The sequence below is a fragment of the Corynebacterium jamesii genome, assembly GCF_046097395.1.
Lineage (GTDB): Bacteria > Actinomycetota > Actinomycetes > Mycobacteriales > Mycobacteriaceae > Corynebacterium.
In genome coordinates this window covers 1,499,114-1,511,549 of record NZ_CP175789.1, presented here as the reverse complement: position 1 = coordinate 1,511,549, position 12,436 = coordinate 1,499,114, and the positions used below count along the sequence as shown (strand labels likewise).

The window sequence follows — 12,436 nt, the reverse complement described above, 5'->3', positions numbered from 1 at the left end:
CATAAGGGTTTCGCGCTGGGCGCAATGGGTTTAAGGTAACCTTTTGTGATTGCACACCCAGGCGAAAGCCGCCGGCGAGGCTGGCAAGGCTTCAGCCCCGCGCAGCTGGTCTCCGTCAGCTTCCTGCTGCTTATCCTCGTAGGTACGGCACTACTGCTGTTGCCCATATCCCGTAGCGGGCCGGAGAGCCCGGAGTTCACCACCGCTCTTTTCACCGCCACGTCGGCCACCTGCCTGACCGGTCTCACCGTCGTGGACACCGCGACCTACTGGTCCCATTTCGGGCAGGTCGTCATCATGCTGCTGATCCAGGTCGGAGGCCTCGGCATCATGACACTCGCCACGGTGGTGAGCTTCGTTTTGGCTGGACAGATGGGCGTCAAAGGGCGCCTGCGCGCCGCCGCGGAACAACGCGGAAGGAACCTGGGCGAAATCCGCACCATCATCTTCGGCACCATCGGCTTTTCCCTGGCCACTGAGCTGGTGATAGCCATTGTGCTGACCTTCCGCTTTGCCTCTGGCTATGGCTACGGCTTCCTGCCGGCGGTGTGGGAGGGTACGTTCCACGCGATCTCCGCGTTCAACAACGCGGGCTTCGGCCTGCGCTCCGACAACCTCATGCCCTACGTCAATGACGCGGGCATCATACTGCCCATCGCCGCTGGCATCGTCATCGGCGGCCTGGGTTTCCCCGTGCTGCTGGAACTGCGGGCGCGGTGGCGTTCGAAGGTGAAGCACCCGCCATCTCTGACATTGATCTTCACGCTCACCGGAACCGCGATCCTGCTGGTGGTGGGTACGGTCGGCTTCGCGCTGATGGAGTGGACCAACGCCCTGAGCGACCTCACGCCGCTATCGGCGCTGCAAGCGGCGTTCTTCCACTCCGTCTCCTCCCGCACGGCCGGCTTCAACTCGGTGGATCTGACGGAGCTGCGTCCATCCTCGCTGATGCTGACGGATTTCCTGATGTTCATCGGTGGCGGCTCGGGCGGCACCGCGGGTGGTGTGAAGGTGACGACCGCCGCGGTGCTGGTGGCCGTGTTGATCGCGGAGGTGCGCGGCGACGAGCAGCTCCTGGTCGCCAGGCGCATTCCGGGCCGCATCGTGCGCCAAGCCATGGCGGTATTCATGATGGCCTTCCTAGTGGTCGGAGTTTCCATCATGGCGCTGCAACTTTTGCTGCCACAGTACGACTCCCACCAGATCACCTTCGAGACCATCTCCGCTTTCGCCACCGTGGGTCTGACCACCGGCATCACCCCGGAGCTGCCGGACTTCGCCCGCATATGGCTGGTCGTGCTGATGTACCTCGGGCGCATTGGCCCCATCACCGTGGTGGCGGCTCTGGCCGCCCGCATTAACAAACGCCTCTATTCCTACCCAGTAGAAAGGCCGTTCATTGGCTAAGTTCTTTTCCCGCCCCGCTAACCCTCCCGTCGTCATCATCGGCCTGGGCCGCTTCGGCATGGCCCTCGGCGAAGAACTCGTGCAGTCCGGCGTGGAGGTGCTGGGTATCGACGTGGACGAAGCTGTGGTGACGAAAGCCGCCCCGCTGCTGACGCACGCGGTCATCGCCGAGACCACCGATCAGGATGCGCTGCGCCAGCTCGGGGTGCAGGATGCCCACCGTGTTGTAATCGGCATCGGTTCAGACATGGGGGCGTCACTACTTACAGCTTCTGCCGTGATGGATCTCGGGGTGCCCAACGTCTGGGCGAAGGCAGACAACCAGCAACACGCGAAGATCCTGACGCAGATAGGTGTGCACCACGTCGTGCGCCCCGAAAGGGATACCGGGCGGCGCGTGGCGCACCTGATCGCAGGTCACGTGCAGGAATACATCGAGTTCGACCGCGACTTTGCGATGGCCAAGTTGGCGCCCCCGCTGCTCATGCACGGCCGGAAGATGGAGGAGACGCCGCAAGGGATCGCCATCGTCGCGGTGCGCTCGGCGGACGGGCACTTCTCTACGCCGCCGGTTGGGTATGTGATCCGTTCTGGCGACCTGGTGATTGCCGCGGGGCGTATTAAGGATTTGGAGAAGTTCGCGGATTCCTAAAAACCAGCGGTACGCATAAACTCGGGGGCGTGCCTGCTAAGAAAAATATTTCCAACGTCCTTGCCAACCGCTACGCCTCCCCGGAGATGACCGCCATTTGGTCCCCGGAGGACAAGATCATCATGGAGCGCAAGCTCTGGATCTCCGTCATGAAGGCTCAAGCCGACCTCGGGGTTGAGGTCCCGGTCGAGGCTATCTCGGCCTACGAGAAGGTCATCGAGAACGTAGACCTTGCATCCATCGCCTCACGCGAAAAGGTCACCCGCCACGACGTGAAGGCCCGCATCGAGGAATTCAACGCGCTGGCTGGCCAGGAACACATCCACAAGGGTATGACCTCCCGCGACCTGACGGAGAACGTGGAACAGCTGCAGATCTTCAGCTCCCTGCAGCTGGCTCGCGACAAGGCCGTGGCCGTGCTGGCGCGCATTGGCCGCCGAGCAGCCGAGAACCAGTCTCTGGTGATGGCGGGGCGCTCTCACAACGTTGCCGCCCAGGCCACGACCCTGGGTAAGCGCTTTGCTTCCGCCGCGGATGAGCTGCTGGTGGGGCTGGAACGCATCGAGGATCTGCTGGGCCGCTACCCGCTGCGTGGCATCAAGGGGCCGATGGGTACCAGCCAGGACATGCTGGACCTGGTGGGCGGCGACGAGTCCAAGCTGGCGGCGCTGGAAAGCACCATCGCCGAGAACCTAGGCTTCTCTCGTGTCTTTGACTCCGTTGGCCAGGTTTACCCGCGCAGTCTGGACATGGACGCGCTGAGCGCCTTGGCTCAGATCGGCGCCGCCCTGTCCTCGCTGTCGATGACGATTCGCCTGATGGCGGGTAACGAGACCGTCACGGAGGGCTTCAAGGAGGGGCAGGTCGGTTCCTCCGCCATGCCGCACAAGATGAACGCCCGCTCCTGCGAGCGCGTGGGCGGCATGCAGGTTCTGCTGCGCGGCTACCTAACCATGGCCGCCGACCTGGCCGGCGCGCAGTGGAACGAGGGCGACGTGTTCTGCTCTGTGGTTCGTCGCGTTGCCCTTCCCGACGCCTTCTTCACCTTCGACGGCATGTGTGAGACCTTCCTGACCGTCCTGGACGAGTTCGGAGTTTTCCCGGCGATGATCGACCGAGAGCTCGAGCGCTACCTGCCGTTCCTGGCCACCACACGCATCCTGATGGCCGCGGTGCGCGCCGGAGTAGGTCGCGAGACGGCCCACGAGCTGATCAAGGAGCACGCCGTGGCTGTAGCGCTGAATATGCGCGAAAACGGCGGTGACCAGGATCTGGTGCAGCGCCTGGCCGGCGACGATCGCTTTCCGCTGGACGAGTCGCAGCTGGAGGAGGCGCTGGCGGACCGCCACGCCTTCATCGGCGCGGCAGAGTCGCAGGTTTCCCGAGTCTTGGCACGCATTGGGGATGTCACGGGGCGCCACCCGGAGGCCGCGGCATATACGCCGGGGGAGATTCTCTAGCGAATCCTAAGCATTCACTAGCAGCGGAAACGCTGATCGCTCGCAAGGTTCTGGGCATAAATAGTCAAAAGCCTAGTACAGGGCTACACTGTCTACTCATGCGTCCAGAACTGTGCGAGTATGAGCACCATTCCGCAGGTAAAGTGCGAGAGATCTACGAGGTTGATGAAGACAACCTGCTGATGGTTGTCAGCGACCGGATCAGTGCCTACGACTACGTCCTTGATACGGAGATCCCAGACAAGGGACGGGTGCTCACTGCCGTGAGTGCCTTTTTCTTTGAGGAACTCGATTTCCCCAACCACCTTGCAGGTGCGTTGAATGACGAGCGGATCCCCGAGTATGTCCTCGGCCGCGCCATGCTGTGTAAGAAACTGGAAATGATACCGTTCGAGTGCGTGGCTCGTGGTTACCTGACGGGCTCTGGCCTGAAGGAGTACCAGGAGACCGGCACTGTGTGTGGCGTGGAGCTGCCCGAGGGGCTGGTCGAGGCTTCTCGTCTGCCCGAGCCTATTTTCACTCCGGCAACCAAGGCCGAATTGGGAGACCACGACGAGAACGTGAGCTTCGATGTAGTCGTCGAGGCGCTGGGGGAGGAGCGCGCCAATGAGCTGCGCGAGGCCACCCTGGCCATCTACAAGAAGGCCGCCGCCATCGCCGAGGAACGCGGGCTGATCCTAGCCGATACCAAGTTCGAGTTCGGTTTGGATGCCGATGGCACCCTGGTGCTGGCGGACGAGGTTTTGACCCCGGATTCTTCCCGCTACTGGCCCGCCGAGGGCTACGAGGAGGGCAAGGTCCAACCCAGCTTCGACAAGCAGTACGTGCGCAACTGGCTGACCGGCCCGAAGTCCGGTTGGGACAAGTCGGAGGGCACGCCCCCGCCGGCTCTGCCGGGCTCCGTCGTGGAGGCCACCCGCTCCCGCTACATCGAGGCCTACGAGAAACTCTCGGGCAAGCGCTTCTCGGACTGGATCGGCCAGTGCGTCTAGGAATCCATAGACCCGTTCGAGTTCGGCCTTGCCTTTAGATCTAGCCCCACGAACGTGGGGGCTTTCTTCTGTCTCGTGGTCATTTAAGCCTGTTATAAACCGGTTTGCCCTGCATACGGGGCCGTTCTGGGCTAGTGTGACAGACACAGGCGCCTTAGCCCTCCGGCGGCAAAGGGGCATTTTTCGTTTCTACTGCGTCGCCGTGCAAAGTCGCAAGCCCGTGGCGTAGAGGGCTGGACAGTGGCGCCCTCATTGAGAGACTTCTATGGTTGAATTCATCTCTAGTCGCTGGACGGACATTCTGTTCAAGGCTTACCAACATGCCAGTTTGGTGATTCAGTCCGTAGCTATCGCAACCATCATTGCCCTAGCCGTCGCTGTACTGGTCACACGCTATTCAAAACTCGCACCATTCGCCAACGCATTTTCGGCTATTGGCCTAACGCTTCCCTCTTTTGCTCTGCTGGGTCTTTTGATCCCTCTGATGGGCATTGGCACCATGCCCGCGGTACTGGCCGTTGTGTTTTATGCAGTGCTGCCGATTTTGCGTAACGCAGTCGTGGGCCTTCAAGCAGTAGACCCGGTGTTGGTTGAATCTGCCCGTGGGCAGGGCATGGGCGCTCTGGGGACTTTCTTCAAAGTCGAGTTTCCCCTGGCTTGGCCCGTAATTATGACGGGCATTCGGGTGTCTACCCAGATGTCCATGGGAGTGGCTGCTATCGCCGCCTATGTCTTGGGGCCAGGTTTTGGTAGCTACATCTTCCGTGGCCTTGCCCAGGCGGGTGGTCAAAATGCCATGTACTACGCGATTGTCGGCACCGTGGGTGTGGTCATCGTTGCACTGATTGTCGATGCGGCACTGGTACTGCTCGGCCGGGTCACGACTTCGAAGGGAATTCGCTAATGTCCGATTCAAATCCTGTCCAGAACACTAATAGTCCCCGCATCAACACTGCGACCGGTGTGACGCTCGAATTCAAGGACATTGTCAAGCAATACCCCGGGCAGAAAGCTCCTGCGGTAAAGAAGCTCAATTTGAAAATCAATGCAGGCGAGTCCGTCATGTTTGTCGGCCCCTCCGGCTGCGGCAAGACTACTTCTCTGAAGATGATCAACCGCCTCATCGAGCCCACCAGCGGGCAGATCCTCATCGACGGCAAAAATGTAGTGGACAGTAACGTCTCGGAGCTACGTCGCTCTATCGGCTATGTCATTCAGGGAGGTAGCCTGCTGCCTCACCTTACCGTGGCCCAGAACGTCGCGATCGTCCCCAAACTGCTCAAATGGGACAAAAAGCGCATAGCTGCCCGCTGTGACGAGCTATTGGAGATGGTCGGACTTGATCCGAACTTATACCGCGACCGCTATCCGCGTGAGCTTTCGGGCGGCCAGCAGCAGCGTGTGGGCGTTGCGAGAGGTCTGGCCGCTGACCCGCCGGTGCTTCTTATGGATGAGCCGTTCGGTGCAGTGGATCCCATCACCCGCCAGCGCTTGCAGGACGAACTTTTGAGCATTCAAGATGAGCTGCATAAGACCATCGTCTGCGTTACCCACGACATCGACGAGGCCATCAAACTGGGCGATCGAATTGTCATCTTCCGAGAGCAAGCTGAAATTGCCCAGTTCGACACTCCGGAAGCAATCCTGTCCAACCCCGCCGATGATTACGTCGCGGACTTCGTCGGTTCTGGTTCGAAGTTGAAGCAGCTATCGCTGTTGCGTGTTGACGATGTGGGGCTTAGTGACGCCCCCACATGCCGCGTCGGTGAGGATGTCAGTGAGGTTGTCGCGAAGGTCGAAGCCCAGGGGGAAGATCATGTGGTGATTCTGGATGCTCAGAACCGACCACAGGAGTGGCTGTTTTTGCGGACTCTGAAGCACCACGACAAGGTTCCGGCAGCTACCCACGAATTAGAGACGGTTATTGATCACCGCTCCACCTTGAACAACGCATTGGATACCATGCTGATGTCCAGCCATGGTGGGGCAATGGTTACAGAGCGTGGCCGATACGTGGGCGTGATTCGCTACGACGATGTGACGGACTACGTTCGAGCGACCCGCGAGGAAACGCGCGGGGTGGGGGAGGACGCATGAGTACCCCACAGAAAAGCACAGTGAAGCGCGTTATCTCCGCAGAGGACAAGATTCTGCTCATCGGCCTGCCTATCATCGTCGCTGCCGGATTGATCGGTTGGGCAATTTGGCGAAATACCGCTGACTTGGGTGACGTGGAAGAGCGGCAGCTGGCATGGGGAACTGTGCTGGAGCTAACTCGCCAGCATCTCCTGCTCGTCGCCATCTGCGCGGTGATCGTTTTGGTGCTGGCCATCCCCGCGGGAATTCTTTTCACCCGTCCGAAACTGCAATTTTTCGCACCGATCGTCACCGGGATTGCCAACGCGGGGCAGTCCGCCCCAGTCATCGGTGTGATTGTGCTGTTGGCTATGTGGATCGCTTTCGGTATCCCCGTCGCAGTCCTTTCGCTTTCTCTGTATGCTTTCCTACCCGTGTTGGCTAACACGATTGTAGGACTGCGCGGGGTCGACCCCACTCTGATCGAATCCGCCCGCGGAATGGGAATGACCAATTGGCAAGTCTTGCGACAGGTTGAGCTGCCTTTGGCGTTGCCGATCATCATGACGGGCGTGCGAACTGCACTGGTGTTGCTTGCCGGTACAGCGTCCTTCGCCACGTTCATTGACGCCGGCGGGTTGGGTGCGCTGATTCAGACGGGCATTACCCTGTATCGCTTCCGCATTCTCGTGTCCGGCGCACTTCTCATTGCCTTGTTGGCACTGATAGTGGAGTGGTTGGGGCGCCTAGCAGAGGTTTATCTCAAGCCGAAGGGGCTGGAATAGAAATGCAAACGCTGAAATCTCTCAAAGCTATTGTCAGTGCAGTATGTGCAGCGCTGTTGGCCTTTGGAGCCACAGCATGTGGGCTGGGGACAGCCGGGGGATATAGCCCTTCTGGTACGTTGTCTGGCCCCATCGAGGGCGTCGATTTGAAGGACGCGGAGGTGGCCGTTGGATCAAAAAACTTCACCGAACAGATCATCTTGGGGAAGATGGCCGTCATTCTTTTTAAATCCGCTGGCGCGGACGTCGAAGACCTCACTAACATTCCGGGCTCAAACAGTGCCCGTGAGGCCATGTTGAAAGGCGACCTCAACTTCCAGTGGGAGTACACCGGAACGGCGTGGATCTCCTACCTTGGACACGACGATCCAATTACCAACGAACAAGAACAGTACGGAGCTGTCTTAGAGGCCGACCGGAAAAATGGTCTGGAGTGGTTGCCACCGGCGCCGATGAACAACACTTATGGCTTCGCAATTCCGCGGGCGAAGGCCGAAAAACTCGGGATTTCCAAGCTCAGCGACCTAGCTAAGTTGCCGGAAAACGAGCGCACTTTCTGCGTGGAATCTGAGTTTGCCAACCGTAATGACGGCTTCCAGCCGATGCTTAAGCACTACAACATTCCGGCTGCATCGAAAGGCAAGGTGTCCACGCTGGATACTGGTGCGATCTATCAGGCGACAGCCGATGGTCTATGCAACTTCGGTGAGGTATTCACCACCGACGGGCGTATCAAGGCGCTGGATCTGCAGGTGATGGAGGACGATCGGCAGTTCTTCCCCAAGTACAACCTTTCGGGCGTGGTTCGGCAGGAACTTCTCGAGGCATACCCGCAGATAAAGGATCTCCTAGAGCCGTTATCAGAAAAATTGACGAACGAGACGCTAATCGATCTGAACGCGGAGGTGGACGTGGACGGGAGGGAACCTGTGGACGTGGCCTACGACTGGTTGCAGGAGGAAGGCTTCGTCACTGAGTAGCATGGCGCGTATGCCTAATAACGACGCGCCCCAGACAGCTACCAATCCGATCGCGGCCCCGCCGGTTGCGAAGCAAGTGCCGCATACCCGCACCTTCCATGGCCGCGAGTTCGTGGATAACTACGAATGGCTGCGCGAGAAAGACAGTCCCGAGGTGCGCCAGCACCTGGAGGCCGAGAACGCCTGGACCGTCCAGCAGACCGCACACCTCAAGCCGCTGCAGGATCGCCTGTTCGAGGAGGTCAAGGCGAGGGTGCAGGAGACTGATATGTCCCTGCCCGTGCGTTCCGGGGGCTGGTGGTACTTTTCCCGCACCGAAGAGGGCAAGAGCTACGGCACCATGTGCCGGGTCCCCATCGCGGACAAGGACGACTGGACCCCACCGACCATCGAACCCGGCACCCCCGCGCCAGGCGAGGAAACCTTCCTGGACTGCAACGCTCTCGCCGAAGGCAAGGAGTTTTTTAGCCTGGGCGCGGCCAGCGTGACCCAAGACGGCACGCGGCTGGCGTACTCGGTGGATGAGACGGGCTCTGAGCGCTTTACCCTGCGCGTTCGCGACCTCACCACCGGGGAGGACCTGGAAGACGAGATCGAGGATGTTTTCTACGGCGCCACCTGGGTCGGCAGGGATACCGTTTATTACCAGCGTGTGGACGAAGCGTGGCGACCGCACGAGATCTGGCGCCACAAAATCGGTGAGGGCGTTGATAAAGACGAGCTGGTGTACCGCGAAGACGACGAACGTTTCTGGTCGGGGGTGGCCACCACCCGCTCCGAGCGTTACCTGCTGATCCACACGGGCTCGAAGGTGACCGGCGAGGTGTGGTATCTCGACCTGGAGGATCCGAATGCTGAATTGACCTGCGTGATTCCGCGCGAGTCTGATGTGGAGTATGCGGTGGACCATGCAGTCGTGGGTGGTCAGGATCTATGGTTGGTGCTGCACAACAAGACAGGTGCGAACTGCGAACTCGGGTACCACCCAACTGGCCAGATTGCCTCGTGGGACGACGTGCAAGCGCTTGTGCCGCACCGCGAGGATGCGCGCCTGGAGAGCGTAGATGTCTTCAGCAGCCACATTGTGCTCGAAGCTCGGGAAAATGCGCTGGAGACCAGCTACATCATGAAGCTTGGGGACGCCGCCACTTCGACCGGCGACTCTTCCGTCCCAGCCTTCGGCGAGTTCGAGAGGATCGAGTTCTCCGGGGAACTCTGCGGCGTTGGGGCCGTGGGCAACAGCGAGTGGGAGAGCCCGGTTTTGCGCGTAGCCTACACTGCCTTCACCACGCCACCCCGGATCTACGAAATCGACCTGGAGACGGGGGAGAAGATCTTGCGCAAGGAACAGCAGGTACTGGCCGACCCCGATGGCCGGGAGTTCGACCCCACGCAGTACACCTCCCAGCGGCTGTGGGTGACCGCCGAAGACGGCGCGCGCATTCCGGTCTCTCTGATTCACCGCACGGACGTGGATGTGACTCAACCGAACCCGGTGCTGCTGTACGGTTACGGCTCCTACGAAAACTGCATTGACCCTGGGTTCTCTCTGTTCCGCCTGTCCATGCTGGACCGTGGCGTGGTATATGCCATTGCGCACGTCCGTGGCGGTGGCGAAATGGGGCGGTTGTGGTACGACCACGGCAAGGGACTGGAAAAGCGAAACACGTTTACGGACTTTGTGGCCGTCGCAGACCACTTGCTGCGCGAGGGTATGACCACCCGCGAGCAGATGGTGGCCGAGGGTGGCTCTGCCGGTGGCATGCTAATGGGTGCAGTGGCGAATATGGCGGGGGATCGCTTTGCGGGCATTGAGGCTGTTGTTCCCTTCGTGGATCCGCTGACGAGTATGCTCATGCCAGAACTGCCGCTGACCGTGACGGAATGGGATGAATGGGGAGACCCCTTCCACGACCCGGAGGTCTATGACTACATGGCTGGCTACGCCCCCTACGAAAATGTTTCCGCCGGTCTGACTTACCCACCGATCTTGGCTGTGACCAGCCTGAACGACACCCGCGTGCTGTACGTAGAACCCGCCAAGTGGGTGGCTAAGTTGCGCGAGGTGGGAGCCGACAAGTCGGGCGACGGTGCCGATAATCCCCGGGATCGGGTGCTGCTACACATCGACATGGAGGCTGGCCACGGGGGCGTATCGGGCCGCTATGCCAAGTGGCGCCAAGCGGCCTTCGAGACCGCCTGGGAGCTGGACAAAATGGGAGCCACCGAGCTGCTCGGCTAGCTTTCAACAACTCGACAACCAGATGTAGGCCAGGCGTTACCTAACGTTCATGTACGTAGGGCACTCTAAGTATCTATGAGTCCCGCACAGTACAACCCCAGCGCCCAGCGTGCCCCCCGCGTGTTGTTGACGATCACGGGGTTGCGCCACGGGACTGTCACCGCAGCCGAGCGGATGCGGGACGCAGCGCGGGCGCTGGAGATTCACGCGGGCCTAGTGCTTGCGGTGCAGGGGCCGGACTGGCGGCTGAAGGACGACCACGCGGCGCTGGAGCTGATCCATGATTCCGCGGCTCGCGGCCACGAGCTGCTGCTCGGAGGGCTGGGTCCGCTGGGTGGGGCGAACGGTAAGGGGGAGTTCCACCGGCTCGGCCGCCACGAGGCCACGTTGCGCCTGTCCGCAGCTACCCGCCAGCTGGAAGCGCTGGGCCTGGTGCCGCAGGCGTTCGCACCGACGCGCTGGTTGGTGTCCGAAGAGGCTCTGCAGGCTGCAAGCCAGGTGGGGTTCGAGGTCGCGGCGGATGCGTACACCATCCGAGATCTCACCCGTGAAGACCGCTACCCGGTGCGTGTGCTCGCGTTCGGCGATGGGTTTGGGTCGGTGAAGTGGTGGCGTCGTAACGTCCAAAACAGCGTGCGCCGCGGCGTGGCACGAGGCAGGGACATACGCCTTTCCATCAGCGCAGCAAAGGCAGATAACGATGACGTTGCGGGCGATATGCTGCGCATTCTAGAGATGCTGCGCGAGGCCGGCTACCAGTCTGCGAACTACCGCGATTACGTGGATCGCCAGCAGGCATCTGTGGCTTAAAAGCTGTCGTAGGGCAGTGTTACGATGGGGCGGTAACCTACCGGGAAATTACCGCAAAGCTGGGAGAATGTAGAAGCCATGGCTCGTGTTGTCGTCAACGTCATGCCCAAGAAGGAAATCCTCGACCCGCAGGGTCAGGCCGTCGTCCGCGCCCTGGGTCGCATTGGCATCAGCGGGGTAGCTGATGTGCGCCAGGGCAAGCGCTTTGAGCTGGAGGTCGGCGAGGATGTCTCGCGCGAGGATCTAGAAAAGATCGCCTCTGACCTGCTGGCCAACACCGTGATCGAGGACTACGACGTGGTCGTCGAGGGCGCTGTTGAGGGTGCAGATGCGGAGGCCAAGTAAGTGACCAGCCGCATTGGAGTAATCACCTTCCCCGGCACCTTGGACGATGTCGATGCAGTGCGCGCCGTGCGCCTGGCGGGGGCAGAGCCGGTGGAGCTATGGCACGCAGATGAGGATCTGAAGAATGTCGACGCTGTGGTTGTGCCCGGCGGCTTTTCCTACGGCGATTACCTGCGCGCCGGCGCCATCGCCTCCATCGCTCCGGCGATGAAGTCCGTGGTTGCCGCCGCAGAGCGCGGCACCCCGGTGCTGGGCATCTGCAACGGTTTTCAGATTCTGCAGGAGGCCGGCCTGCTGCCCGGCGCCCTGACCCGCAACGAGGGGCTGCACTTCGTGTGCCGTGACGTGTACCTGGACGTGGAGAACACCTCCACTGCCTGGACTAACCAGTTTGCCGATGGGGCCAAGATCCTGGTTCCTTCCAAGCACGGCGAGGGCCGCTTCCAGGCCAGCGAGGAAACGCTGGAGCGTTTGGAGGGCGAAGGCCGAGTGGTGTTCCGCTACGCCGTGAACCACAACGGATCCCGTAACTCGATCGCCGGCGTGTGCAGCGAAAACGGCCGCGTCGTTGGCCTCATGCCACACCCGGAGCACGCCGTGGAAACGCTAACTGGTCCATCCTTGGATGGCTTGGGGCTGTTCCAGTCGGTCCTGTCCACGCTCGTTTCCTAACTTTTCTTCTTACAA

Annotated in this window: 12 protein-coding genes; all 12 read left to right on the top strand. The window is 60.8% G+C overall.

Annotated features, from left to right (window positions below):
- Positions 1-45 precede the first annotated feature (45 nt).
- Positions 46-1,407, top strand: a complete 1,362-nt coding sequence (locus tag ACKFRT_RS06790; RefSeq protein WP_408924767.1) for a TrkH family potassium uptake protein — start codon at positions 46-48, stop codon at positions 1,405-1,407.
- Positions 1,400-2,059, top strand: coding sequence for a potassium channel family protein (locus ACKFRT_RS06785; RefSeq protein ID WP_408924766.1), 660 nt, complete (start codon positions 1,400-1,402; stop codon positions 2,057-2,059). The genes ACKFRT_RS06790 and ACKFRT_RS06785 overlap by 8 nt, the downstream gene beginning before the upstream one ends.
- A 29-nt stretch (positions 2,060-2,088) precedes the next feature.
- Positions 2,089-3,519: an adenylosuccinate lyase gene (purB, locus tag ACKFRT_RS06780; protein ID WP_408924765.1), complete on the top strand. Its 1,431-nt coding sequence runs from the start codon at positions 2,089-2,091 to the stop codon at positions 3,517-3,519.
- Between the two features lie 98 nt (positions 3,520-3,617).
- Positions 3,618-4,511 carry a phosphoribosylaminoimidazolesuccinocarboxamide synthase gene (locus ACKFRT_RS06775; RefSeq protein ID WP_296212121.1) on the top strand — a complete coding sequence of 298 codons (894 nt, stop codon included), beginning with the start codon at positions 3,618-3,620 and terminating at the stop codon, positions 4,509-4,511.
- 265 nt (positions 4,512-4,776) lie between these two features.
- Positions 4,777-5,415, top strand: a complete 639-nt coding sequence (locus ACKFRT_RS06770; protein ID WP_296212119.1) for an ABC transporter permease — start codon at positions 4,777-4,779, stop codon at positions 5,413-5,415.
- The gene (locus ACKFRT_RS06765; protein ID WP_408924764.1) at positions 5,415-6,608 is read left to right on the top strand and encodes an ABC transporter ATP-binding protein; all 1,194 of its coding nucleotides are present in this window, start codon (positions 5,415-5,417) and stop codon (positions 6,606-6,608) included. The genes ACKFRT_RS06770 and ACKFRT_RS06765 overlap by 1 nt, the downstream gene beginning before the upstream one ends.
- Positions 6,605-7,372: an ABC transporter permease gene (locus ACKFRT_RS06760; RefSeq protein WP_408924763.1), complete on the top strand. Its 768-nt coding sequence runs from the start codon at positions 6,605-6,607 to the stop codon at positions 7,370-7,372. The genes ACKFRT_RS06765 and ACKFRT_RS06760 overlap by 4 nt, the downstream gene beginning before the upstream one ends.
- Before the next feature lie 2 nt (positions 7,373-7,374).
- Positions 7,375-8,352, top strand: a complete 978-nt coding sequence (locus tag ACKFRT_RS06755; RefSeq protein WP_408924762.1) for a glycine betaine ABC transporter substrate-binding protein — start codon at positions 7,375-7,377, stop codon at positions 8,350-8,352.
- A 1-nt stretch (position 8,353) separates the two neighbouring features.
- Positions 8,354-10,594 (top strand): S9 family peptidase, encoded by a 2,241-nt coding sequence (locus ACKFRT_RS06750; protein WP_408924761.1) that lies wholly within the window; start codon positions 8,354-8,356, stop codon positions 10,592-10,594.
- 75 nt (positions 10,595-10,669) lie between these two features.
- A complete protein-coding gene (locus ACKFRT_RS06745; protein ID WP_408924760.1) occupies positions 10,670-11,404 on the top strand; it encodes a DUF2334 domain-containing protein in 735 nt (244 codons plus the stop codon).
- Between the two features lie 78 nt (positions 11,405-11,482).
- The gene (purS, locus tag ACKFRT_RS06740; protein WP_296212107.1) at positions 11,483-11,749 is read left to right on the top strand and encodes a phosphoribosylformylglycinamidine synthase subunit PurS; all 267 of its coding nucleotides are present in this window, start codon (positions 11,483-11,485) and stop codon (positions 11,747-11,749) included.
- Positions 11,750-12,421 carry a phosphoribosylformylglycinamidine synthase subunit PurQ gene (gene purQ, locus ACKFRT_RS06735; RefSeq protein ID WP_408924759.1) on the top strand — a complete coding sequence of 224 codons (672 nt, stop codon included), beginning with the start codon at positions 11,750-11,752 and terminating at the stop codon, positions 12,419-12,421. It begins immediately after the preceding gene.
- The last annotated feature ends 15 nt before the right edge of the window (positions 12,422-12,436 follow it).